20 protein-coding genes are annotated in these 25,291 nt (G+C 40.0%); 13 read left to right on the top strand and 7 right to left on the bottom strand.

Annotated elements, in window-relative coordinates:
• Positions 1-133 precede the first annotated feature (133 nt).
• The 3 genes from AF333_RS16815 to AF333_RS16805 form a co-directional block, all read right to left on the bottom strand.
• Entirely contained in the window at positions 134-2,353 is a 2,220-nt protein-coding gene (locus AF333_RS16815) for a sensor histidine kinase (RefSeq protein ID WP_043065212.1), read from the bottom strand.
• Positions 2,331-3,023, bottom strand: coding sequence for a response regulator transcription factor (locus tag AF333_RS16810; RefSeq protein WP_043065213.1), 693 nt, complete (start codon positions 3,021-3,023; stop codon positions 2,331-2,333). Before AF333_RS16810 ends, AF333_RS16815 begins: the two co-directional genes overlap by 23 nt.
• Positions 3,024-3,183: 160 nt before the next feature.
• On the bottom strand, positions 3,184-4,284 hold the full coding sequence (locus AF333_RS16805; RefSeq protein WP_043065214.1) for an MGDG synthase family glycosyltransferase: 1,101 nt from the start codon (positions 4,282-4,284) through the stop codon (positions 3,184-3,186).
• A 109-nt stretch (positions 4,285-4,393) separates the two neighbouring features.
• Between AF333_RS16805 and AF333_RS16800 the strand changes: the two genes are divergently transcribed.
• From AF333_RS16800 to AF333_RS16775, 6 genes are all read left to right on the top strand, one after another.
• Positions 4,394-4,951, top strand: coding sequence for a YkoP family protein (locus tag AF333_RS16800; protein WP_081003379.1), 558 nt, complete (start codon positions 4,394-4,396; stop codon positions 4,949-4,951).
• A 140-nt stretch (positions 4,952-5,091) separates the two neighbouring features.
• Positions 5,092-6,534, top strand: coding sequence for an alkaline phosphatase family protein (locus tag AF333_RS16795; protein WP_074715209.1), 1,443 nt, complete (start codon positions 5,092-5,094; stop codon positions 6,532-6,534).
• A 273-nt stretch (positions 6,535-6,807) separates the two neighbouring features.
• Positions 6,808-7,365, top strand: a complete 558-nt coding sequence (locus AF333_RS16790) for a TetR/AcrR family transcriptional regulator (RefSeq protein ID WP_043065215.1) — start codon at positions 6,808-6,810, stop codon at positions 7,363-7,365.
• An 88-nt stretch (positions 7,366-7,453) separates the two neighbouring features.
• On the top strand, positions 7,454-8,860 hold the full coding sequence (locus AF333_RS16785) for an efflux RND transporter periplasmic adaptor subunit (RefSeq protein ID WP_043065294.1): 1,407 nt from the start codon (positions 7,454-7,456) through the stop codon (positions 8,858-8,860).
• Positions 8,857-11,967, top strand: a complete 3,111-nt coding sequence (locus AF333_RS16780) for an efflux RND transporter permease subunit (protein WP_043065216.1) — start codon at positions 8,857-8,859, stop codon at positions 11,965-11,967. Before AF333_RS16785 ends, AF333_RS16780 begins: the two co-directional genes overlap by 4 nt.
• Before the next feature lie 418 nt (positions 11,968-12,385).
• Entirely contained in the window at positions 12,386-12,565 is a 180-nt protein-coding gene (locus AF333_RS16775; RefSeq protein ID WP_043065217.1) for a hypothetical protein, read from the top strand.
• Positions 12,566-12,690: 125 nt separating this feature from the next.
• Here AF333_RS16775 and AF333_RS16770 read toward each other — a convergent pair whose 3' ends face one another.
• From AF333_RS16770 to AF333_RS16755, 4 genes are all read right to left on the bottom strand, one after another.
• Positions 12,691-13,914: an NAD(P)/FAD-dependent oxidoreductase gene (locus AF333_RS16770; protein WP_043065218.1), complete on the bottom strand. Its 1,224-nt coding sequence runs from the start codon at positions 13,912-13,914 to the stop codon at positions 12,691-12,693.
• Positions 13,911-14,243: a (2Fe-2S)-binding protein gene (locus AF333_RS16765; protein WP_043065219.1), complete on the bottom strand. Its 333-nt coding sequence runs from the start codon at positions 14,241-14,243 to the stop codon at positions 13,911-13,913. The genes AF333_RS16770 and AF333_RS16765 overlap by 4 nt, the downstream gene beginning before the upstream one ends.
• On the bottom strand, positions 14,240-14,512 hold the full coding sequence (locus AF333_RS16760) for a (2Fe-2S)-binding protein (protein ID WP_043065220.1): 273 nt from the start codon (positions 14,510-14,512) through the stop codon (positions 14,240-14,242). Before AF333_RS16760 ends, AF333_RS16765 begins: the two co-directional genes overlap by 4 nt.
• 76 nt (positions 14,513-14,588) lie before the next feature.
• Positions 14,589-16,259, bottom strand: coding sequence for a sigma-54 interaction domain-containing protein (locus tag AF333_RS16755; protein WP_043065221.1), 1,671 nt, complete (start codon positions 16,257-16,259; stop codon positions 14,589-14,591).
• Between the two features lie 174 nt (positions 16,260-16,433).
• On the opposite strand from AF333_RS16755, the gene AF333_RS16750 reads away from it, so the two are divergent.
• The 7 genes from AF333_RS16750 (at position 16,434) to AF333_RS16720 (ending at position 24,980) form a co-directional block, all read left to right on the top strand.
• Entirely contained in the window at positions 16,434-17,609 is a 1,176-nt protein-coding gene (locus AF333_RS16750) for an NAD(P)/FAD-dependent oxidoreductase (protein ID WP_043065222.1), read from the top strand.
• The gene (locus tag AF333_RS16745; protein ID WP_043065223.1) at positions 17,606-18,643 is read left to right on the top strand and encodes a proline racemase family protein; all 1,038 of its coding nucleotides are present in this window, start codon (positions 17,606-17,608) and stop codon (positions 18,641-18,643) included. Before AF333_RS16750 ends, AF333_RS16745 begins: the two co-directional genes overlap by 4 nt.
• Complete coding sequence (locus tag AF333_RS16740; protein ID WP_043065224.1) at positions 18,640-19,593, top strand: proline racemase family protein; 954 nt, start codon at positions 18,640-18,642, stop codon at positions 19,591-19,593. Before AF333_RS16745 ends, AF333_RS16740 begins: the two co-directional genes overlap by 4 nt.
• Positions 19,594-19,632: 39 nt before the next feature.
• On the top strand, positions 19,633-20,529 hold the full coding sequence (gene dapA / locus AF333_RS16735) for a 4-hydroxy-tetrahydrodipicolinate synthase (protein ID WP_043065225.1): 897 nt from the start codon (positions 19,633-19,635) through the stop codon (positions 20,527-20,529).
• Between the two features lie 44 nt (positions 20,530-20,573).
• Positions 20,574-22,058 (top strand): aldehyde dehydrogenase family protein, encoded by a 1,485-nt coding sequence (locus AF333_RS16730; RefSeq protein ID WP_043065226.1) that lies wholly within the window; start codon positions 20,574-20,576, stop codon positions 22,056-22,058.
• A 207-nt stretch (positions 22,059-22,265) separates the two neighbouring features.
• Complete coding sequence (locus AF333_RS16725; RefSeq protein ID WP_043065227.1) at positions 22,266-23,753, top strand: alanine/glycine:cation symporter family protein; 1,488 nt, start codon at positions 22,266-22,268, stop codon at positions 23,751-23,753.
• A gap of 447 nt (positions 23,754-24,200) precedes the next feature.
• A complete protein-coding gene (locus tag AF333_RS16720) occupies positions 24,201-24,980 on the top strand; it encodes a sporulation protein (RefSeq protein ID WP_043065228.1) in 780 nt (259 codons plus the stop codon).
• Positions 24,981-25,291: the final 311 nt, after the last annotated feature.

Raw genomic sequence — 25,291 nt, 5'->3', positions numbered from 1 at the left:
CTATGAACAAATATGAAATATAGAGGGGGGAAGAAATGAGCAAACCTGGAATAAATGTAACAAAAGGGCCATGTTGAAAAACAGGCCCTTTTGTTATGAACAGCAAATAGAGCAGTTATATATATCAGAAACCTCATCTAGTACTCAATGAAACGGTTACCTTGAATAAGTCACCATCTACTTCAATGTCTAAACTACCTTCGTGAAGATCTATAATCGATTTAGCAATAGCAAGCCCAAGTCCGGAGCCTTCTGTATGACGGGATGTATCACTACGTTTAAATCGTTCAAATAGTTCATCTATATCTTCGCTAAGTTCGTACTTGGTGACATTTTTAAAAATAATTACCGCTTTGTCATTTGTTTTTTTCACTGAAATATATACTCTAGTATTTTCTAGTGAGTATTTGAGGACGTTGCCGATTAGGTTGTCAAACACCCGCCACAGTTTTTGTCCATCTACAATAGCATAAACAGGCGTATCAGGGTTTGTGACCCGAAACTGCAATGTTGACTCTTCGATTATTTCATTGTATTCGGCAAGTGCCTGCTGCAAAAGTTGAACGATATCTACTTTTTCTTCTACAAGCTCAATGTTCCCGCTTGCCATTTTGGATGCTTCAAATAAGTCATCAATGAGCACTTTTAATCGTTTAGACTTACGGTCAATAATCTCAACGTATGCGGTACGCTCTTCGTTTGCTAAATCGGATGTCTTCAAAAGCTCTGTGTATGTAATGATAGAAGTTAACGGTGTTCGCAAGTCATGACTTACATTTGTAATAAGCTCTGTTTTTAATCGCTCACTTTTCGCTCGTTCCTTTTGTGATATGGTTATACCATGCTTTAATGTATTAATATTGGCTGCGAGGGCGGCTAACGCCGATTTCCCTGTCACAGGTATATCCGGCTTGGAATTTCCACATGCTAACTCGTTCGTGCCGGTAACAATACGATTAAAGTAGCCGGTACACTTTATAATTACGATAAAAGTGGGAATACATATCATAATAAATAAAGGAACATAAAAAATGACAAAATTGGACTCTATAAGAACAATTGCCGTACCAACGCCAAAAGCAAACACAATGGATAAAATAATAAATATTTGTATACCAACACTCCGGATAAGAAACGTGCCCTTTATTCCCTGGTAGGCTCTGTATAGTAGGGACTTTTGCCAATCTATCTTTAAGTTCGCTAATCCTTTTGCTCTCTCAAGCAAAAACCTCCCTTGAATAAATGTTAGCGTAACAAAAAGGGCTGTAATAATTAAACTAAAGAGTGTATTTCTAACATAAATATATAAATTTTGATGTAGGTACAGAGAAATATTCATTGTGAGAAACAAAAGTGTCAAAATTCCCATAAACGCCAAAAGCATTACTGCTATATCTATCGGAATACGGTTGTAGTAGGGCTGCCATTTCCCTGTAGGAATAAATTGAGCGACCGGTGTTTTTCTGTTTAAATAAATACTTAGCAGAAAAATGATAATACCGCTGATGGTGTAGATAAGAAAGACTTTTTGTTTTTGTTGAAAATCATAATAGTCTGCCAGAATAGGATTTTCTGAAGATACCGCTTTAGGTAACGCAATTCGTCCCTCAAACTTGCTCATTCCCGGTTCTGTTAACGGTGTTATCACATCATTATAGCCACCAAAATTAGATTGTACCTCAGTTGAAAGATAACCATACTTTGGCGAAGGGTAGCTTTGAATAAATACCATGTTTTTATTGTTTATAAACTTATCTATTGAATCGCTACTGGTTATATTTACATTCGTATAAACTTCTCCGGTTGTAGTGTTCTTTAAATAATACTTAAAAAGCGCTTTGTATCTCACAAAGTTTGAACGGTGATTTTCTATCTCGCGAAAATATTCGTTAATCTTTTGTTCTTTTTCTTTAACGATTTTTGCTCGGACATATTCGTCGCTTTTAAAATTATTTGTAATATCTTCAATTTTCTTGTCTCTTTCAGCAATATAAGTATCAGCGACTTCTTTATTTTCTCCTAACAGTGCATCTTGAATTTTATGGCTATATTGGCTTTTTATATTTGAAACTTGTGTTGATAAATCTCCATAACGGTAACGGTATTCTTCAATTTCCTCATCTGTAACAGTAATCTTCTTTTTGATTTCTTCTTTATTTATACTAGTTAATTCAAACATCTTTAGGTAATCAACAAACTGATTTAGCTGACCTTCAAACTGTTGAGTTTGAAAATAATCTTTTTTTATATAGTCTTTTCCGTTACATAGCCCTGAGATGATACCGCTTAATCCGAAAGTGAATAATAAAATCCAAAGGACGAATATGCTCTTATTTTTCAATTTTGTATCCAATTCCCCATACCACCTTTAAATATCTTGGTTGTTTTGGATTGATTTCAATTTTTTCGCGAATCTTACGAATGTGAACAGCTACAGTATTTTCAGCATTAAAACATGGTTCCTTCCATACGCGTTCATAGATTTCGTTAATGGAAAACACACGTCCAGCATTTTTCATAAGCAATTCAACGATTTTATATTCAGTTGGCGTTAATTTCACAAATTCCCCATCAACCGTTACTTCCTTTGCTGATTCATCTAATGTAAGACCATTAAGATTAATAACTTTTTCTATTTCTTTATAAACACCCAGAGTAACGTATCTTCTTAGCTGTGACTTCACTCGGGCAATAAGTTCCAAGGGGTTAAACGGCTTCGTGACATAGTCATCGGCACCAATCTGAAGACCTAAAATTTTATCAATATCCTCGCTTTTTGCACTTAGAATAATAATCGGAATATTTTTTTCCTCACGTATTTTAAATGTAGTTGCAATACCGTCAAGCCGCGGCATCATAATATCTAAAATAATGAGGTGAATAACATGCTTGTTCAATTTTTCAATCGCTTCAATGCCGTCTTGTGCTTTTATAACCGCCATCCCTTCATTTTTTAAATATATTTCGATACCATCTCGGATCTCTTTTTCATCATCGACAACTAATATGGAATAATTATTCATATTTTTTCACGCTCCCTTCAAAAGTATATCATGGTTAGTTCCCAGAACTTTCTACATTGTAGGATGTAGTTATTAACATTAAATTAAGGTAATCCTTAAGATTTTCTTAAGCTTATAGCTAAAAGCTTCTAAACGCTTTTGTCGCTTAGAAGCTTTTTCTTTATTTTAGGAGATCGAGGATTTTTTGCCAGGCAACTGCCTCTTTGCTTTTGTGGTACGTATGAATACGATGATGCCAGTGATTGCGTTCTTGTTTGTTGTTTAAAATATTCAGCAGCTGCTTTTCGTATGAGGAAGCGGGATCAAGCTGCTGTGCCAACTGTTGTGATACCAGATAGTGGAGGTTGACCTCCTCCTGACCGGGTAGGGCTGAATGAATAAAAATGGGCAGATTTTTGCATAGCGCTTCACTTACCGTTATTCCTCCCGGCTTGGTAATGACTGCAGCCGCCCATTCATATAACCTGTTCATTTCCTTCCTTGAAGAAACGAAAGGAAACGGCTGAATATGTTTAACTCCCCAGGAAGTAAGGCTTTGAACAAGCTTTTCATTTTTACCACAGAGAACAATGAAATGGAAATCGGTGGCATGCTTGAGCTTTTGCAAAAGGAGCCGGATATCGCCCAATCCGTTACTACCGCCGGATATTAAAATGGGATAAGGGGGGAAGGAATTTGCATGTTTCTTTCCTTTCTCAAAGCACTCATCCACCGGAATTCCTGTTACATATATCTGTTCTCCAGCAATATTATATTTTCCCATGAGTTCCTCTTTTAATAAGGATGTAGGGACAAAGTGATAGTCAATTCCACTGCGCCCCCAGATGTTATTGATAAAAAAATCGGTATAAATATTGATAACAGGTGTAAAGATTTTTTGTTTTTCTTTTAGCCTACTGACTAAAAAAGACGGAAAAGCATGTGTACAAACAATTAAGTCCGGCTGTTCCTCTTCTAGCAGCTGCTCCATTTTTTTCTCAAACAGCCTTTCATACCACTGTAGTTGATAATTGCCGGCATGACTCGATTTACAGGCAAAGTGCTTGTATGTTTGTTCATATGCTTGCGGTGCATAATAAATCCACTTCATATAGGTTCTTGTGACCATTTTTTCTATCCGTTCATTTACATAGCTCAGGAATTCGATTTTTTTACACAATATTTCAGGCGCTCTTTTTTCCAGCGAACAGATGAGCGCATCGGCGACTTGATGGTGTCCTGAAGCCATTTGTAGGAGTGGTAAAAAAAGAACTTTTTGCATACTTGATGGAATCCTCCTGTGCTGTACATAGTTGTGTTCTACAGTACGCATTACTAAATATGCAGAAAAACCACCATGTACTGCAATATAGAGAAAGGGGATAGAGGCATTGAGAACAATCATGAAGGTTTGGTCACTGGTGGACAAGATTTATTTTTACTATTCCCGGCTAGAGTATGTAAATCAAGCAGAAAGAAATATTTTCCGTGTAAAACTGCTGACATATCGTGGAAAAGAACTTCTTCTTTCGAATGGAATCTCGATTCAGACAAAGGATACGCTGCTTAAAATCCATTTGCATAACTGTTTATTAATGAATGAAATGCTGCATATGGAAAATGAGACAAAGCGGGCTTTGTATGTTTACAAGCGTGTTGAGGAGTCGATGCCAGGACTTGTCGATTTTATTCGTAATCATCCACAAGGAGAGACCATTAAAGGCATCATTGGTATTACTGTGTTACACCGAGGTGTTAGCCGTCTTGGGTTTGAAGTGAAGGATATCGAGAATGGTTATTATAAAAAACTAAAGCAGCTTTATATGAAACCGTTATTCATCCTGTGTCATTTGAATAAGCAACAGGGATGGAAAGAGAAGAACCTGGTTCCAAAGTTTCTCATTATGTCAAAAGAACAACTATTAAGCAGGTATTTACAAGATGCGTAGCCATATTATCTTCTTAACCAGAGTACTGAGAATAAAGCGTAGAGTGTATAGCGGAGTCGCCATTATTGTCAAGTATGNAATCTTCCGACCCGTTGAATACACAGTCAATCCCTTCTCCTACCGACAGCGGCAAGCCGGTTATGTTGCTTATCATTGATTCTTTAATGGATAAACCGTTAAGGGAAGCAATACGTACAGGACGTGCTCCGGCCTTACAATTTCTCCTAGCTCACGGCAACTATTTTCCCGAAGTGGTCAGTTCCTTCCCGACAATGTCTGTCACGATTGACGGTACGCTACTAACCGGAACAAATCCTGATCAGCACCGTATTCCTGGGTTGGTCTGGTATGATACTAGCGAGCAACGGCTTGTTAATTATGGCAGTGGTGGGACAATTGAAACACTGAAGAGTGGTCCAATGTCCATTGTGAAAGACAGCTTGTACAATTTAAACAATGTCCATTTAAGCCGAGAAGTAAAAACGATTCACGAACAGCTGGAAGAAAGGGGAAATTCATCCGCCTCCATTAATACGCTTCTTTATAGAGGAAATACAATGCATCGCCTGGATCTTCCAAGAATCATTGCTAATCAGCAAAATTTTCCGCCACAGTTGGAAACGTTTGGACCGACTTTTCTTTCGCTGGGCTCCTTCGCCCAGATTCATTCACAGAATCGTACTCATTTTAATTTAGTAAAGTCGTACGGGCTCAACGATCGTTTCTCTGCCCAAGAAATAAAATATCTTATCGAAAAGGGACAGCTTCCTTCCTTTACGATCGCTTATTTTCCCGAATTGGATCAGGCTGTGCACAAGTACGGACCGACGGAGACAGAAAAAATCGAAGAAGTGGATCGTCAACTGCAGCATATTTTCGCTGCTTATGGTTCCTGGGAAGCAGCAATGAACAATACAACATGGGTTGTTATGGGGGATAGCGGACAAACATTTATTCATGGTGATCGGAACAAAGCACTGATTTCCTTGCGACAACTTCTGGCTCCTTATCGCATTGTAAAATTAGGTAAACCTGTGAAGGACGATGATCAAATTGTACTGGCTGTAAATGAAAGAATGGCGTACGTTTACTCACTTGATAAACGAGTGCCACTTATACAAATTGCCAAATTGTTACAGACTGATGCGCGGATTGATGTAATTGCATGGAAGGAAGGCAAGGACATTCATGTAATGGCAGGCAACAAAGGTGGACAACTTTCTTACCGACGAAAGGGGAACTACATTGATCCGTATCACCAAACATGGTCCCTTACAGGTAATCTGTCTATTTTGGATATAGAAGCCAAGGGTAAACACATTACTTATCACAATTATCCGGATGCCTTAGCGAGACTGTACAGCGCTCTACATTCCCATCCAGGTCGTCAACTTGTGGTAACAGCCAGTCCGGGCTATGAATTAGTAGGAGAAAATTCTCCGACACACTTGAATGGGGGTGGGCATGGTTCGTTGCATAAACAAGACTCTTTAGTACCTATGATCGTTACAGGGACAGATACCGCTCCAAAACACTTGCGGATTGTAGACATAAAAGATTGGGTATTGCAATTAATTCAATAAACTAAAAAATTCAAACTAGATTGTCGACAACATTATTGGAGTTTCACCACATCGCTGTCAAGTTACAGCTATATAAGTACTCTAAAATAGAAATAAGCGATTCTCCATGTCGTAGCTTACAAAAAGAATCGCTTATTTTTGTCATTTTGATGGCGCTGAAAACCTATCCCTACTTAATGTGCAACTCTTGACTGTATCAATTAAGAATGTATAATGTACTTATTCAGTACCAAAAATAATTTTTGGGTACTATAGGTTTAAGGAGGAAGAAGAATGAAAGAACGAATCATAAGTGAAACGATTCATCAAATCCAACAAAAAGGGTTTAAATTTACTATTAGTGATTTAGCAAGACAATTAGCTGTCAGTAAAGGAACCATCTATGAGCATTTTTCCTCAAAAGATGAACTTATTGCAGAAATAATTAATAGAATTATTTTTCAAATCACAGAAAAAGGAAAGCAAATTATAGAAAATGAAGAATTAGATTTGCTAGAGAAAATTAAACAAATTCTCATTTATATTCCAGAAGAGTTTGAATTGATGGATGTTCGTTTATTGTCTGATTTAAAAAGATATCATTATGATCAGTGGATCAAGCTAGATCAATTTTTAAACGAGGAATGGTCGATGGTTCTTCTATTAATGGAAAAAGGTATTGAAGATGGCACCATTAAACGTATCCATCTGCCATTATTTGTGGAGTTATACTTAGGCGCTATTAATCAAATTTATAATCCGAAGTTTCTTGTAAAACACCAATTCTCTATGGGAGAAATGCTTCAATCGATTATGGAAATCCTTTTGCATGGTATTTCAAATAAAAAATAGAAATTAGCAATCTTAGCTTTCTAACGTTGACTAAAAAACATGTAAGGGTGCGAGAATGTATACCGGCAAAAGAGGAGTGAATTTTCGTATGAACAAACGATGGGTATTTATTTCAATAGCCGTCCTATTGGCGATATCGACCTCAGCATGCTCATCCCAAAGTCCCGGTAAAGCGAAGGGAACTGGGACTGAGGCTCATATGGTAAAAGCAATAGTAGTCAATAAGGAGCCACTATCTGTCATATACAATCTTTCTGGTACTCTTCAGCCTTATGATGAAACGACTGTATCTTTTGAAGTACCGGGTCGTGTACTTGAAGCAAATGTGAATATCGGAGACTCCGTCACAAAAGGTCAGGTTCTGACCAAGCTAGACCCATCCAATTATCTGTTGCAAGTTGAGCAGAGCAGCAAGGCCGTGTTGGAGGCTCAAGCGGGTATGAGTAACGTTGCAGCAACTATCCAGTCAGCCGATGCTGCTTTGAAATCCGCCAATGCGCAAATCGAAGCGGCACAAGCCAACTCGAACAAGATCAAAAAAGGCGCCAGAGAACAGGAAAAAGCACAGGCCAAGACAAAGGTGGAACGTGCGCAAGCGATTCACAATAAAGCCCAGGTAGATGCGAAACGCATCGAACAACTGTATGAACAGGGAGCCGTCACAAAGGCGGATTATGAGGCTTCTCAAGTCTCCCTTACAAATGCAATGAAGGATCTGGAGGACGCACATGAGGCCTTGTCCTTGTTGTTAGAAGGTGCTACTCAGGAGGAGCGCGAGTCTGCCACAGCCAACGTAAAGCAGGCTCAATCCAGCAGAGATTCTGCCCTTGCTTCTAAAGAACAGGCGACTGCTTCTCTGGAACAATCTTCAGCTATTTATCAGCAGGCTCTTGTTTCCAAGAAGCAGGCTGAACTGTCCTTGTCCAAAACATCATTGAAAGCTCCTATCTCAAGTATAGTACTCGAGAAAACGGTAAGTGTCGGACAACTGGTCAGTTCAGGCCAGCCTGTTTACCGCTTGGGACAGATCGACAAGCTGAAGGTGTTGCTACCTGTACCGGACAGTGAAATTACAGCCTGGAAGAAGGGACAAACAGTTACCATTAATCTCTACAACGAAATTAGGAAAGGCACGGTCAACAAAATCTACCCGGCGGCCAATGCAAACACAGGAACAATTAACGTCGAAGTGCTTATCCCTAATGAAGATCATAAGTGGATGCCCGGGCAAGTTGTAAAAGCAGCTCGCCAAAGCTCCAGTAATGAAGGAATTCTACTACCTGCAGAGGCAATTATCAGTAGCGGAGATAAGCCCTTTGTATACAAAGAAGTGAATCAAAAAGCGACTAAAACCGTCGTAGAGGTCGGAAAAATGTTTGGTAGTAAACTTCAGATTACCAAGGGGTTGAATGTCGGAGACCGTATTGTCACAAGTGGCGCAGAACTGTTGTTTGAAGGAGCACCTCTCCAGATCGTGCAAGGTGAAGCAAAATGATAGAGTATATTGTAAAGAAGAAAAAAATCACAATTCTTTTCTTTGTTATGGCGATACTGATTGGATCCTATCGGTTCACCCAGCTACCCAAGCAAGAAATGCCAGACATTATCTTAAAACAGGCTATTGTTACTACAATTTATCCAGGCGCCACGCCGGAAAAAGTAGAACAGACAGTTACGAAACCGCTCGAACAAAAAATAAAAGAAGTTCAGGGTATCAAAAAAATTTCCTCCATATCCGAAAACGGTCTCTCGACCATCCATATCGAAACGGAAGGCCATGCTGATGCAAAAGCGATCTGGGATGAAGTGCGCAAAAAGGTCCAGGATGCTAAAGCTGATCTTCCGAACGACGCACAACAACCTGTAATCAACGACGATTTGAACAAGGCATTTATTCAATCGTATGCGATTACTGCTAACTCTATCGAACAGATTTATGAACTGCATAATCTAATGATTTCGTGGAAAGATCAATTAAGAACGGTTCCAAGTGTATCGGAAGTAACCATCAAAGGGATTCCGGATCAGGAGGTCCGGGTTCAGATTGATATGCAGAAGCTGCAGCAGTACCATATATCATGGGAACAATTGATGCAGTCTGTACAAAAAGAAAATGAACATTATCCGATTGGTAACGTAGATTACAATGAACGTACATATCAGCTTATCGTCAAGGAATCAAAGGACGTAGCGAATCTGAATCAAGTTATTATCTCCAGAACGGATTCCGGGGCCCCGATTTATTTGAAAGATGTCGGCCGCGTGGCGCTCACACACAAGTCACCGGATTATATGCCCTTTTTTAATGGGAAACCGGCTCTAACGATCAGTATCAGCAGTAATACCGGCAGTGATGTGCCGGCGATGCACGATAGAGTAACTGAGAAAATGGACGAATTGCAAAGAAGTCTGCCGAAGCAATATCAGCTCGAAATTGTGTTTTCACAGATGGATCGTGTGAACAAGATTTTTCATGGTCTTACCCGTGAGTTTATATTTGCTATGTTGTCCGTTATCTTCGTATGTACGTTAGGCTTAAATCTATTGACAGCCTCATTCGTGGCAATGGCGATTCCTATCTCGGTTGCAATCGGGTTCATCATTCTTCCAATGATGGGTGTTACCTTAAATCAGGTTTCGGTAGTCGGATTGATCATTGTAATGGGCATCTTAGTAGACGATGCGGTAGTTGTGAATGATAATATTGAACGAAGGCTAAATACCTTAGGGGAAAACCCTTCGGTTGCAGCAGTACAAGGAACCAAGGAGGTAGCCATCTCCATTGTGACGGCCACTTTGGCAACTATAGCGGCTTTTGCTCCATTGCTTCTTCTTTCGGGAGACGTTGGCTCATTCATCAAGCCCATTCCTACTGTTGTTTCATTTACAATGCTGGCATCTATGATCATGTCCTTCACCATCATCCCCATATTCCGACAGTGGTATGAATGCTGGAGACACAGTAAAGAGAAACTCAATAACCGTAAATCGGCTGGGCTCTTGGGCAAACAGATCGACATTCTGCGTGATGTTTATGCCGAAAAATTAATGCCTAAGGTGCTGAAACAACCTCTTTTGGTCGGGATGTCTGGCCTTTTAATCAGCACATTGGCTTACGGGCTCATTATGTTCACTCCGATAGAGCTTTTTCCAAGATCGGATGAGCCGCAGCTTACCATTAATATACGGTTGCCGATAGGTACCTCCATTCAGGAAACAAATCGGGTTACCAGGGATATTTCCAATTGGGCAAAGCAGCAGCCGAACGTGAAAACAGTAACGTACGCCGCTGGAGGTGACGCTCCAGAGCTTTTTAAAGATGTCTCTGCGGAATCAAAATCAGGAGTGATGATTGGGCAGGTGGCTGTTCTTGGAGAGGAAGGAAAATTTAACGCAGAAGAGGCTTCGGAGAAATGGGGCACGCAGCTGGAAAAACGTTATCCGGGTCTGCCCATCACGTTGAAGGTGCCTAAGCTTGGAGTTCCTGTTGGTAAGCCGGTGTCTATCCGCATTTCCGGTGAAGATTTGGAACAGCTGCGCAGCTTGTCACAACAGGTTAAAGAAGTAGTTCTGTCGATAAAAGGAACAAAAGATGTCCAGGATAATATCGGTATGGACCGCTACGCTTTGGAATTTCAAGTTAATAAGGAGGCTATGGATCAGTATCTCGTTAATTATACGGATCTGACACGCACGCTTCAGCTGATTGGCCAAGGAGTGGACTTTAGTAATTTCGATACAGGTAAAAAACTGATCGATATAAAAATGACGCTAGAGAGTGCAAAACAGGATCCAAACATTCTCTTTCAGCAGGTACATGTTACCAATGCGAACGGTGAACAAATCCCTTTAGCACAGCTGACTGAATTGAAACCTTCGTTTTCCATCCAAAAAATAAATCATTACAACTTGGTCCGTACGATTACGGTTGAAGCCGACGTAGATGGACGTACGGCAACAGATGTGATGGAAGAAATCAAACAGAAAATGAGCCGTGTTCAGTTCCCACCAGGATATGGCTGGGAGAGTGATGGCGAAACCTCCGAGCAGGAGGATATATTTAAAGATTTGGGCAGATTATATATTGTCGTGATCTTTTTGATTTTTATGTTAATCGTAATGCAGTTCTACTCCTTATCTATACCTTTTATCGTTATGACTACTGTTTATATGGCTATCTCTGGAGGGTTAATAGGCTTGTTCTTTACACGTACTCCGCTAGGTTTTATGAGTATCATGGGGTTAATTGCCTTAGCGGGTATTGTTGTACGCAACGGTATTGTACTGATTGAGTTTATTGAAGATTCGAGACAGGAAGGAATGGATTTGAAGGAAGCGGTTATCCAAGCCGCATCCGCCCGTTTTCGTCCTATACTGCTCACTTCTTTAACAGCCATGGTAGGGATGATTCCAATTGCACTTATGGGTGAACTGTTATTTAAGCCTTTGGCTTATACGATTATTTTTGGCCTGATCTTTTCGACACTTCTGACTTTATTAGTCGTTCCTTCTCTGTATATGGTACTGGCTCAGTGGAAGCTAAAACGTCAGAATAAGAAAAATGGATGGAATCTAAATAAAGAACGCCTTACTATCGAGTAGGATTGGCTTCAAGTTAATGCGATGTCCAGGACGTATACCTCCATCAATATAAAAGTTGAACAGGCTAAATAGTCAATTTGTATATACCTTATTCACATGGTATTCTGAGAATAAACCAATATCTGCGCTAATTTGAATAGCTATCTTATTTTGTACCTATATGAATATCCTTATGAAGAAGATCAGCGTGTAACGGAATATTTAAAGCATGTTCAAAATTTGTCACCAGATGCCACCGAAATCTATTGATCAATGAAGCTATTTTGGAGATGACAGTATAACAAACCAAAGCCAGTCTAACACTTTATTTTCGTGTTTTGACTGGTTTTGGTTTGTTAGAATCGTATAGTCTAAAACTTATTTGAAATGGTAAAGATAGAGAGCCGTTTACATATTAAAAATGTCAGGAGAAGTATCCATGCCAAAAGAATTTTTTATGCTTATTGCTTTTGATTTATTCGCTTTACTGCTCATGTTGTTTCTTTTATTTAAACTAAAAGCAAACCCTAATAATCTTAGGTTAAAAATATTGCTTTTGCTTTGTCTGGTAAGCCAGTTTGCCATGACAGGAACGTTTCTCTTTACCTTATTAAAATAATCAAAGAGAAGGCATAAAAACTCCCTTCATACATAAGAAGGGAGAATATTTATTATACATAAGGAATTACGTGTAGATTAGAGCGTGATACAATATTTAGAGAATAAAAATACTCCGCACCTATACTAACTAAACCCATTATTTGAATAAAGATTTTCCCAAAGCTCGTACATTTTCTTTCTGCCCCTGTCAATCTTAGGATTGAATTGGATTGTAGCTTGCCTTCGAACGGTATGGATATTTTGTATTGCTTGTTGTAGTTGCTGGTCAATTTTGCCCAATCCTTTTCCGGCATGTTTAGCGATTGATAGGCCTGCCGTTGTTCCTTGAGCCATGGCAATTTTACCACTTTCGATACCGGTAATATTACCGGCTACAAACAGACCCTTGAGAGGGGTTTCCATCGTTTCTGAATGGTGAGGAACATGGCCGCCAAGTTCAGGAACATATTGAAATGGACACCCGGCAACAGCAGCAAGCTCAGCCAGCGGATACAAGCCACCTGCTATACAGACAAAATCTGCTTCGTAAATCGTTTCAGATCCGGCAACAATATTGCCGTTAGCATCAATATCGACGAGGCGAACTCCTTCAACCTGATCTTTACCGATAATTTCGAGTGCTGCTTTACGAAGTTGGAGAGAAGTACCATTCACCTTCATACCGTTTTTTGGATAAAAGTTCAAACCCATTTTTCTCACCCAGTCATTTTTCATGAAACGGCCCCCGATACGTAATAGTGGCGATGGGGCAAGATGAGCCGCGTTTAAGAGCGATTTCATAACCTCCTCAGGTTCACCTGCTTCTTGGCTAAGGGCACTTTTTTCTGGGAGTACAATTCGCTCAACCGTTATACCCGCCAATTGCAATTCATTTAAAATCGCAAATGCTAAAATATTCGCGCCAATAATCATTCCTTTTTTGCCGACTTGGACGCGGTGAACATTCGTCATTACTTGAGCTGCACCGATCGACATGACACCGGGAAGGGTCCAGCCGGGCAGCGGGATAGGGTACTCGGCAGCCCCGGTAGCCATTAGTACAAATGGAGCTTCCAGGGCACCTACGCTCGTATAGACATTCCATAGCTGATCTTTTTTTTCTAAGTTGTAAACGGATACACCACAATGAATATCGACCGATAATTTTTTCGCTTCTTGATGGAGACGTTCTGATGCTTTTATTCCATTCCACCATTCACCAGAAGGCTCCTGATGAAGTTGTCCGAGCAATCTGCCACCTGGCTTGATAAATTCATCAATAACAGTCACTTTAAGTCCAAAGTCCGCACAGGCAATGGCTCCTGCTAATCCTGCTGGACCTGCTCCGATCACAATAACATCAATCATCGCTGTTCCACCATCCTTCTTACAAGATTCGGATGCTGTTTGCCACTTTCAATGATCATATCTTTTTCTACGATCGTTAAGCAGGCTCTTACGTTTGTTTGATTATTAACAGTTACACGGCACTCTAAGCAGTGGCCAATGTTGCAATAAATTCCCCTAGGCGTCCCGCTATCTTCGTGAACACGCAGTTTTCGTATCCCATTTGCTAAAAGAGCAGCAGCAATCGTTTCATGTTCATACGCTTCATACGTATTTCCATCAAATTGAAAGGGGATACGTTCTCTATCATCTACATTTCCTAACACCGGATGATTCATTATTCTAGTCATCGATTCTCACCTACTGTTCCAAATGTCACCGGCCGAATTGGGGGCTGGTATTTTAACGGAATTTCACCAGGTGATACATTAGGAATGATACTCTCGATAATCCTGTCTACTGTTGGTCTGCACGTACGGCCTCCACAAAAGCCCATGCCTGCCCTCGTTCTTAATTTTAATTCCCTCGCTGTACATTTATGTTCAGCTGCTGTTGACTGAAGCTGTCCGTAAGTAACCTCCTCACAACGGCAAATAATAATGCTCTCTTTGTTAGCCATCTGAATTTCGCCTCCATTTTCTTTTGTGAAGATACTATGCAAAAAACAAGCCAACTTAGAGAGAGGAGAGAGCAGATTAATGCAAGCCAAGTCGCTTTAATCGATTATATAAAGTGGCTCTTGTGATACCGAGTTGTTTAGCGCATTCTAATTTATTTCCATCCAAAATCTTTAACGCTTTCTCAATTACTTTTTTCTCGTGTTGATCCATTTCTTCTCGCAGTGGCAAAATAGTGACGTCACTTTCTTTACGTACATTCGATGCAATCTTTGGAGTGTTTTCAAAGCTGATGCCGTTTGTACTAAAAGGTAAGTAATCTCTTTTTATTACGCCATCTGTCGTGAATACAATAAGTCGTTCAACGACGTTGCGAAGTTCGCGAATATTGCCAGGCCAATCATAACGAAGCAGTTCATGTATTACTTCTGGAGGGAATTCATGAATCGGCCGCTGATAGCTCAATGAAAAATCATTTAAAAAATAATGGGTTAATTCAATAATATCCTCTTTTCGTTCTCTTAAAGGAGGGATGTGCAGACTGACTACATTCAGGCGGTAATATAAATCTTCACGAAACTTTCCTTCTTTCATTAATTCTTGTAAATCGCGATTGGTGGCAGCGATGATACGAAAATCGATATCGATTTCTTTTTCGCCACCGACACGATAATACTTCCGTTCCTGCAGCACACGTAGAAGTTTTACCTGCATTTCGAGCGGCATTTCCCCTACTTCATCTAGAAATAATGTACCTCCTTTTGCCAGTTCTATTTTCCCCTTTTTTCCTTTATTATCAGCACCGGAGAAGGCGCCCCGCTCATACCCGAATAATTCACTTTCAAATAAAGATGCCGGGATCGCACCGCAGTTAATTGAAATAAAAGGTGCGTTTGGTTCTTCACTCACCTCATGAATAGCTTTAGCAAATACTTCTTTTCCGACACCGCTTTCGCCTAGTATGAGAACCGTTGATTTAACAGAACACACCTTTCTAGCTAAATGCACTGTTCTTTGTAGGGCATCACTTTTCCCTTTAATGGAATTAAAGGGATCAGATGCGTCCTTATACTTCGCTACTTCTTGCTCTAACCGGTGTACTTCATTGGACATGTTAAATAATTTTTCATTAAGCACGACTTGATTCGTGATATCCGTTTCTGAAACGACTGCACCGATAATCTGACCATTAAAATACACGGGGTTAGAGTTAATTAAAACAAACAAATCGGACCGCGGCTGATGGTGCTGGCTTACAATGCTTTTCCCTTCATGTAGTGATTGCAAGATTTCTAGTTTTTTATGATCAAAAAAATCGGTAATCGGTTGGCCGATGATATCTTGATGGTTGACTGAGAAAATTTTTTCTGCTCCTTCTGTCCATGTACGAACACGCTCGTTCTCATCAATGACTGTGATTGAGGCATCCGTCGTTTGAGTGACGGTTTCATAAAATGCCTTTAACTGATTATAAGAGTTATGAAGAAAACCGAGCATTTGTGCGGCTGTTATATAGCCTACAGGATTTTTATTCGCATCAAGAATAACAGCTATAGAGTGATGATTAAACGCCTGAATCAAAGTGAAGAATGAATCAGCCTCATATATGGCCTTGCATGGAAGCTCAGGTGTGTTTGCTGTTGGCCGATAATAAAATTCACCGTTTTTCTCTTTAACGTGATACCTATCGAACGATGTATCTAGTAGAAGACGTTTTATTATTTCTTTCACCGATGGTAATGAAAACACCTTGATACCCTCCCAAACTGTAAAAAATCATTAACACTGTAAAAAAAATTATACACCTACTTATATAATATTTAAAATATTTTTACAATCGGTGTTGTAAACGCTTTATCTTAGTTGGCACACTAATTGCGTTGTTAAACGTTGAAGCCACTTTATTGAGAGGAGGGATGTCATGTGAAACACTGCGATGTTTTAGTTATTGGTGGGGGAATTATTGGCTGTTCGATTGCTTATTATGCTTCTAAATATGGAAGAGACGTAACGATAATTGAAAAAGGAGAATTTGTCAGCGGTACGTCTTCGCGATGTGACGGCAATATTTTGGCGATTGATAAAGACCCAGGTTTTGATAGTCAAATGTCGTTGGTTAGTCAAAATCTAGTAGAAGAATTAAGCAGAAATCTGGAACATTCCTTTGAATATCGTGCCCCAGGAAGCATCCTCGTGTGTGAGTCAGACGAGGAAATGGAGGCGGCACAGAAGTGGGTGGATCGCCAAAAAGCTGCTGGTTTACCATTCCGTATGCTTGACCGGCAGGATATCCGGCAAGAGTCTCCCTTTTTTGCAGATGACTTATTGGGCGGTTTAGAGTGTGCCACTGATTCTACAGTCAACCCTTATCTCCTAGCCTTTGCACTTCTTGAGGAAGCAAAAAAGCTAGGAGCTACAGCCTTGAAACATACCGAAGTAAAACAAATGAAAAAAGAAAAAAGTGGCTCATTTACGATAGAAACGACAAACGGAGCTTTTACAGCAGATCATGTTGTCAATGCAGCTGGGGTATGGGCGCCTCAAATAGGAAAGATGCTCAATCTTTCCATACCGATTAAACCAAGAAAAGGACACATTATTGTTGCATCACGGCAGCAGCATGTGGGTTCTCGAAAAGTCATGGAGTTTGGTTACTTAATTTCCAAATTTGGTGGAAAGCGTCGCATCGATCCGCTAACTGAAAAATATGGAGTAGCTCTTGTCTTTGAACCAACGGAAAGTCAAAACTTTTTAATCGGGAGCAGCAGGGAATTCGTTGGATTTAATATGAAAGTAAACAATGATGTCATTCAATGTATTGCTAACCGAGCCATCCGCTTTTATCCACGAATGGCAGATATGATGGTGATTCGTTCATATGCAGGGCTGCGGCCATGGACGGAAGACCATTTGCCAATTGTTTCACGGGTGGACAAAGTTCCAAACTATTATATTGCGGCTGGTCACGAAGGTGACGGAATTAGCCTTGCAGCAGTGACAGGAAAAATAATAGAAGAACTAATCAATGAAAAAGAAACGTCTATTCCCGTTGAACCGCTTAGCTTTAACCGTTTTAAAGAAAGGGTGTTAAGCAGATGAAGGTACACAAGATATTTACAACTATCGATACACATACAGGCGGGAATCCTACAAGGACGTTAATTAGTGGTCTCCCGAAACTGATTGGAGAAACCATGTCAGAAAAAATGCTCTATATGAAAAAGAAGTATGATTGGATACGCAAGCTTTTAATGAACGAGCCGCGTGGCCATGATGTCATGTCCGGTGCTTTGTTAACGGAGCCGTGCCATCCGGAAGCGGATATTGGCGTGATTTACATAGAGACAGGTGGATATTTGCCAATGTGCGGACATGACACCATCGGTGTGTGTACTGCTCTAGTTGAATCGGGATTGATCCCCATTCAGGAGCCGATTACTTCATTAAAGTTGGATACGCCTGCCGGGCTCGTCGAAGTAGATATTTCTATAGAAAATGGAAAAGCAAAAGAAGTATCCTTCTGCAATATCCCCGCGTTTCTTTTAAAACGTGTTTCCGTTGATGTTGAGGAAATTGGGCGTGTAGATGCTGATATTGCGTATGGTGGCAATTTTTACGCAATCATTGACGCTAAATCGATTGGATTGGATTTAGCTCCATGGAATGCTTCTAACATAATTGAAACAGCGATCAATATCAGAAACACCATTAATGAAAAAACTGAAATCGTTCACCCGCAATATCCATTTATTCAAGGGTTAACTCATGTTGAGTTTTTTACCGAACCAACCCATGAGGAAGCAGATGTAAAAAACACAGTTATTGTTCCTCCGGGGGGAATTGATCGTTCTCCATGTGGAACTGGCACTTCTGCTAAATTAGCTGTGCTGTATGCAAGTCGAGAAATTTCAATTGGCGAAGAATTTGTTCATGAAAGCATTGTCGGTTCTCTATTTAGAGGACACATACTGGAAACAACAGATGTGGAAGGCGTCGAGGCTGTAGTGACCAAAATTACAGGATCAGCTTGGCTGATGGGTATGCACCGGTTCTTCTACCATGAAGAGGATCCGCTTAAAGAAGGGTTTCTGCTTATTCCTCCGATGGAACATGAAACGGAGGGCGTGAAATGAAGATTCAAAAAGTATATTCAACAACGGATGTACACGTAGCTGGTGAGGCGTTCCGTATTATTAAAGACGTACCATTCATTCATTATGAGAGCTTAGAACAGTTAAATAAGCAACTTCGGCATGTGTTTGCAGAAGAGATCAGTCTTTTATTGAAAGAACCGCGCGGATTCGCAGGCTTAAACGGCTGTCTTGTTGTTTCGCCGATTAATCGAGAAGCAGATATTGCCGTATTATTTTTCAATCATGAAGGAACCGCGCTTCTTCACTATGGCGGTATTGTTGCTGTGATTACAGCTTTACTAGAGTGTGGTCATTTGCAGCCAAGAGCGTCAAATGAATATAAAATCGAAACGGTCAGTGGTGTGATTTCAGCTACCGCTATTATGGAGAAGGATGAGGTGGTTTCCGTATCGGTAGAAAGTGAGCCTTGTCAAGTAATCCAAACAAATATTCCCTTGTCCTATCTTCACTTACATACACAGTTCTCTCTCGTACAAGCTGATCAATTATATGCGGTGTTTGAGAAACGGGATGATTTTGTAGAGATTTGTGTTGAAGAACTTTCTGAATTAAGGAGCTGGGGAAAAACAGTGCTTCAGGCCCTTAGGTCAAAAATGCCTATAAAAGGGGCTATTCTAATGGATGATTCTCACCTGGAAGAGCGGCAAATTAAAACAATCACTTTCCATGAGGATCGATACATTGTTCGTTCTCCTGGCTTCGGATCAACAATGGCATGTTATACACATTTACTTTCCAAAGATGGATTGTACATGAAAGCCCCATTCGTAAATAAAAGTATTTTTGACAGCTCTTTGACAGTACAAGCAGCCAAGCAAACAGAGAGCGGCTATACGTTCACTTTGGCAAGCCGCGGTTTCATTACAGGAATGCAGAATCTTGTGCTAGATCCGACAGATCCTTTTCCTGCTGGATTTTTATTGACATAAATGTCTAAAAAATTAAAAAACATTGAGGAGGAAATAAAAATGACAACAATTAAAGGAGCTTATCCAGTATTAATTACACCGATGAACGAGGCACAGGAGATTGATTGGGGCGGAGTAAAAAATAATGTGAACTACTTCTTGGATCAAGGAGTCGCAGGTATTGTAATCAATGGAAGCACCGGGGAATTTGTGAGTTTATCAAAAGAAGAAAAATTTCGAATGGTTGAAACTGTATTAAAAGAAGTGAACGGCCGCCTTCCTGTTATCGTAGGAACAGCTGCTGAAACAACAAAGGAAACGATTGAGTACACGAAGCAGGCGGAAGCATACAGTGCAGATTGCGCCCTGATTATTAACTCTTATTATTGCAAGCCAAAGGAGGAGGAAATTTACTTTCACTTTAAAGAAATATCAAATGCAGTGAATTTACCTATTATGTTGTACAATAATCCTTTTACATCCGGTGTCGACATGAGTACTGAGCTTATGCTGCAGATCGGAAAAGAATGTGAAAGAGTCACTCATATTAAGGAATCAAGCGGAGATATCCGTAAAGCAAGAGACCTTGTCAGACATGGCAAAGGAGATATTGAAATTTTCTGCGGCTCAGAAGAATTGGTTATGGAGTCTTATTTAGTCGGAGCAACAGGTTGGATTTCCGTCGCAGGTAATATTGTGCCAAAGCTTGTTACGCAAATGTTTGACCATGTCCAAAAAGGCGAGCTAAAAGAAGCTTGGGCGATTAATGACAGCATTTTACCGCTTTGTGCATTCCTTGAAGGATCAGGAAAATATGTACAAATTGTCAAGCGTGCAATGGAACTGAACGGACAGGCAGGAGGTCCTTCTCGTTATCCTCGTTTGGGACTGACGCCTGAAGAAGATCAAAAGCTTAAGGATATTTTATCAAATTTAACGGCCGCTACTCATGTATAAAAATTCATGTTGTACGAGCAAAAGAATGTAGGGGGGAACGGAACATGTTAACAACAAAAGTAGAATTAAAACCAAAGGTAAAGGCTTTTTTAGAAGGAAATATCGAACTTTTTATCGACGGGAAATTTGTGCCATCTGTAAGCGGTAAAATGTTTGAAACGTATAATCCGTCAACAGAGGAGATTCTTGCTTCAGTAAGTGAGGCACAGGAAGAAGATATTGATTTAGCGGTGAAAGCCGCTCGGCGGGCATTCGAAAAAGGACCATGGCCTGACCTCAGTGCGGCTGAAAGAGCATACTTAATTTACAAACTGGCTGATTTGATTGATGAGCATAAGGAAGAGCTAGCCCAATTAGAAGCATTGGATAATGGTAAGCCTTATCAAGTAGCGCTAGAAGACGATATTCCTGCAACGGTGGAACACTACCGCTACTATGCTGGCTGGGCAACGAAAATCCTTGGTCAGACAACTCCGATTTCAAAAAACTATTTAAACTATACACGTCATGAACCGATTGGTGTTGTCGGTCAAATTATTCCATGGAACTATCCGTTAGTCATGTCTGCGTGGAAAATGGGTGCAGCTCTTGCAACAGGTTGTACTATCGTATTAAAACCTGCTGAGCAAACTCCGTTATCTCTGTTATATACGGCTCATCTTTTTAAAGAAGCCGGTTTTCCGGACGGCGTCGTGAACTTCGTCCCTGGGTTTGGTCAAACGGCAGGAGCGGCGATCGTAAATCATCACGATATTGAAAAAGTAGCCTTTACAGGTTCCACAGCCACTGGTAAGTATATTATGCGTCAAGCAGCTGAGACAATTAAGCATGTGACATTAGAGCTTGGTGGAAAATCACCAAACATTATTTTAGAAGATGCGGATTTATCAGACGCGATCACTGGTGCTTTTAATGGTATTATGTACAACCATGGCCAAAACTGCAGTGCAGGCTCCCGTGTGTTCGTCCATAGAAAGCACTACGATAAAGTGGTAGAAGAACTAGCCAAGTTGGCAAACAATGTAAGGCTCGGTGCAGGAATGGAAAAAGGTACTGAAATGGGGCCGCTTGTTTCCAAACAACAACAAGAACGCGTGCTAAATTATATTGAAAAAGGAAAGGCCGAAGGAGCAAGAGTTGTAGCTGGTGGCGGGAAAGCATTTGAAAAGGGATACTTCGTTCAGCCAACAATTTTTGCTGATGTCACAGATGACATGACAATCGCGAAAGAAGAAATATTTGGCCCAGTGGTCGCAGTCCTGCCGTTCGATACGGTTGAAGAAGTCATTGAAAGAGCAAATAATACACCGTTTGGACTTGCTGCAGGTGTATGGACAGAAAATATTAAAATCGCACATAAAGTAGCGAATAGCTTAAAAGCAGGCACTGTCTGGATTAATGATTACAACCTAGAGGACGCTGCAGCTCCATTCGGAGGTTATAAACAATCAGGCATCGGACGTGAAATGGGTTCTTATGCACTCGACAACTACACAGAAGTGAAAAGCGTTTGGGTAAACTTGAAATAAAGTAAGGTATGTCATAACTGCTGAACTGAGGTAGCTACCTAATTACTCCTTTGAAGAAAAGGGTTTAGTAGATTAAGGACTACTGGACAGCTCTTAGTAATTATGGAACTGTCCAGTTATTTAATCCCCTTACCCTTTTATTTATCTGAAATTTAAAACGATTAATATTTTTCTGTAAAATCAAGCGTTATATTAAGGAGGGATTAGATGGAAAAACTAGTAGAATGGTTAGTTGGACAGGTATGGAGTATCGGGTTGGTTATCTTTGCACTGGGAGCAGGAGTCTTTTTCTCGATTGCCACTCGCTTTCTACAAATACGGTATTTTAAAGAAATGATTAAATTATTGTTCGAAGGCAAAAGCTCAGATACAGGAATCTCATCTTTTCAAGCTTTTTGTTTAGCTCTATCAGGACGTGTGGGGATTGGTAATATTGCCGGTGTGGCTACAGCCATTGCCTTCGGAGGCCCAGGGGCGGTTTTCTGGATGTGGGTAATGGCGATATTAGGAGGAGCTAGCGCCTTTGTGGAATCTACTCTTGCCCAATTATATAAAAGCAAGGTAGGAAATGAATATCGAGGAGGTACCCCTTACTTTATTGAAAAAGGTCTAAAAATAAAGTGGTTCGCTGTGATGGTAGCCATTGTTGTCACACTTTCCTATGGGGTTTTATTGCCTGGGATACAGTCAAGTAATATTGCAGTTGGATTTGAAAGTGTAACTGGTTTAAATAAAAGCATCACTGGTGTTCTATTGGTTGCCTTACTTGCAGCAATCATTTTCGGTGGGGTAAAACGAATCGCTAATGCTTCCCAAACTATTGTTCCTTTTATGGCAATAGGATATGTAGTAGTTACATTCATCGTTTTATTGGTTCATATCTCCAAAGTCCCTGATATGTTTTCCCTTATCTTCTCGAGCGCATTCGGTACAAACCAGGCTTTTGGGGGCATTATCGGTGCAGCTATTGCTTGGGGAGTCAAGAGAGCGGTCTTTTCTAATGTTGCTGGCGTGGGGGAAGGAACATACAGTTCTGCAGCGGCTGAGGTTTCTCATCCTGCTAAGCAAGGATTAGTCCAAGCCTTTTCTGTCTATATCGATACGATTGTTGTATGTACGGCGACAGCTCTCATGATTCTTGTAACTGGCATGTATAGCGTTATCCCAGAAGGAAAAGAACCCATCGTTGAAACAATGGGCAATATTGAACCGGGACCTATCTATACCCAGCAAGCAGTCGAAACCGTTTTACCAGGCTTTGGTCCGATATTCGTTTCCATCGCCATCTTCTTTTTTGCGTTTACTACCTTGTTAGCCTATTACTATATTGCTGAAACCACCCTTGTCTACCTTAATCAAAAACTAAAGTTCCAGTGGCTGAAAATAGTTCTGAAAGTTGGATTTTTAGTAATGGTTTATATTGGTAGTGTTGAATCAGCGTCTTTCTTATGGGCTTTAGGGGATTTAGGTATAGGAAGTATGGCTTGGCTTAATCTTATTGCGATTTTACTACTGACAAAGCCGGTCTTAAAAGTACTAAAGGATTATGAAATCCAGAAAAAAGCAGGAAGAAATCCGATTTTCGATCCGGGCAAAGCAGGAATAAATGGTGCTGATTTCTGGGAAGAAAAATGCAAAGAGATGGAAAATGATGCGTCTAATAAGGTACAAAATTTTAACCAAAGAATTCTATAAGCTTTAAACATATAACAAATCTTTACCATTCCCTAAAAAGCTTATTTTGGGGAATTTCTTTTTTTAATAAAGATTTACAAACGTAGAGCGTAGATAGTAGAGTAATATATCGTATGAATCCAATAGAATATTCAGAGAATAAAAATACTCCGTATATATTCTAGTTTAACCAAATACAAAAACACATACATAATAACAGGAAAAGCAAGCAAAAGATGCTGTTTTACTTTGTATAAATTATCTTGAAGATTTTATCGCCAGTTATCGCGTGAACTCCATCAATCCACATAATTCCTACTCCGATTGGGGTGTTATCAGGAAGGAAGTACTTATATTCGTTTAAATTTTTATAAAAAACTGAAACCAAAAATCGTTTTTTCTAGTATAACTTAATAAGCAGCAAGTGAAAGTACATAAGGAAAATATAACTTTAAGGAGAGATGATGAATGTCGTTTTTTAAAAAAATGGCGGCAAGTGTAGGCATTGGTTCCGCTACAGTCGATACGGTTTTGGATTATTCGCAGTATCGTCCGGGCGATACGATTACAGGAACCGTCTATGTGCGTGGAGGAAATGTAGAACAAACTATTGATGATATTGATCTGTATGTAATGAGCCGCTATATTATGGAAAAGGACGATAAGAAAATATACCAGACATCTCCGATTGCTTCCCATCGAGTAGTTAACGGATTCATTATTTTTCCTAAAGAAGTAAAAGAGTTTCCATTTGCGTTTCCTCTACCGTTGGACACACCTGTTACGCTTGGAAGCGTGGCCATTTGGATTAAGACAGATATAGATATTAAAAATGGTGTGGATGCCGGGGATAACGACCGTATTCAAGTGCTTCCACATCCGTGGATGGAAAAAGTGCTAAAAGCTGTCCAACAGGTCGGATTTACACTACGGGAAGCAGACTGCGAGTATGCACCTTTCTTCCGTCGCCGTCTTCCATTTGTACAGGAGTTTGAGTTTAGTCCATCTAACCGTGATTATCGAGGAAAGCTTGATGAAGTGGAAGTTGTGTGCCACGTAGAGGAAAATGGAATTGAAGTGGCGCTGGAAATCGATCGTAAAGCCAGAGGAGTATTAGGATGGTTGGAAGAAACGTATAGTATGGATGAACGTCTTGTACGTATTTACTTAAATAAAACGGAATTAAATCAGGATGTTAACGTGTTAACCCAAAAGTTCCGTGCTATTATTAATCAACATGCGAGATAATAGCACGGTTTAGGATATATGTCTAAATAATTCCCATTTTCTCCAACAAGGATTATCTGTCAGAAAAAGCACTTCAGCGTTCTGAAGTGCTTTTTCTCGTGTTCCGTAGCACGCGACATTGTACAAATAAATCCCATTCTATCATTAGTAATTTTAATCATTATAATAATTTATATTTATTTTACCAACGCTATGACTTCCGGTAAAATAATCTACATAATTAAAACCAATTTAATTTATATGAATAATATAAATTCGATGTAATTAATCTTTTTTTCACTAAAAAGTGAATGTACAAATGAAATGACGTA

Origin of the sequence: Aneurinibacillus migulanus (assembly GCF_001274715.1) — a bacterium.
Taxonomy (GTDB): domain Bacteria; phylum Bacillota; class Bacilli; order Aneurinibacillales; family Aneurinibacillaceae; genus Aneurinibacillus; species Aneurinibacillus migulanus.
Note: the sequence above shows the minus strand (reverse complement) of the source record. Positions and strands in the feature narration are given on the sequence as shown.

Bases quoted from the DNA above. Each gene is read 5' to 3' on its own strand.
- AF333_RS16810 (WP_043065213.1), bottom strand. From the start codon at position 3,023: ATGAATAATTATTCCATATTAGTTGTCGATGATGAAAAAGAGATCCGA.
- AF333_RS16805 (WP_043065214.1), bottom strand. From the start codon at position 4,284: ATGCAAAAAGTTCTTTTTTTACCACTCCTACAAATGGCTTCAGGACAC.
- AF333_RS16795 (WP_074715209.1), top strand. From the start codon at position 5,092: ATGTTGCTTATCATTGATTCTTTAATGGATAAACCGTTAAGGGAAGCA.
- AF333_RS16790 (WP_043065215.1), top strand. From the start codon at position 6,808: ATGAAAGAACGAATCATAAGTGAAACGATTCATCAAATCCAACAAAAA.
- AF333_RS16785 (WP_043065294.1), top strand. From the start codon at position 7,454: ATGAACAAACGATGGGTATTTATTTCAATAGCCGTCCTATTGGCGATA.
- AF333_RS16780 (WP_043065216.1), top strand. From the start codon at position 8,857: ATGATAGAGTATATTGTAAAGAAGAAAAAAATCACAATTCTTTTCTTT.
- AF333_RS16775 (WP_043065217.1), top strand. From the start codon at position 12,386: ATGCCAAAAGAATTTTTTATGCTTATTGCTTTTGATTTATTCGCTTTA.
- AF333_RS16770 (WP_043065218.1), bottom strand. From the start codon at position 13,914: ATGATTGATGTTATTGTGATCGGAGCAGGTCCAGCAGGATTAGCAGGA.
- AF333_RS16765 (WP_043065219.1), bottom strand. From the start codon at position 14,243: ATGACTAGAATAATGAATCATCCGGTGTTAGGAAATGTAGATGATAGA.
- AF333_RS16760 (WP_043065220.1), bottom strand. From the start codon at position 14,512: ATGGCTAACAAAGAGAGCATTATTATTTGCCGTTGTGAGGAGGTTACT.
- AF333_RS16745 (WP_043065223.1), top strand. From the start codon at position 17,606: ATGAAGGTACACAAGATATTTACAACTATCGATACACATACAGGCGGG.
- AF333_RS16740 (WP_043065224.1), top strand. From the start codon at position 18,640: ATGAAGATTCAAAAAGTATATTCAACAACGGATGTACACGTAGCTGGT.
- dapA (WP_043065225.1), top strand. From the start codon at position 19,633: ATGACAACAATTAAAGGAGCTTATCCAGTATTAATTACACCGATGAAC.
- AF333_RS16730 (WP_043065226.1), top strand. From the start codon at position 20,574: ATGTTAACAACAAAAGTAGAATTAAAACCAAAGGTAAAGGCTTTTTTA.
- AF333_RS16725 (WP_043065227.1), top strand. From the start codon at position 22,266: ATGGAAAAACTAGTAGAATGGTTAGTTGGACAGGTATGGAGTATCGGG.
- AF333_RS16720 (WP_043065228.1), top strand. From the start codon at position 24,201: ATGTCGTTTTTTAAAAAAATGGCGGCAAGTGTAGGCATTGGTTCCGCT.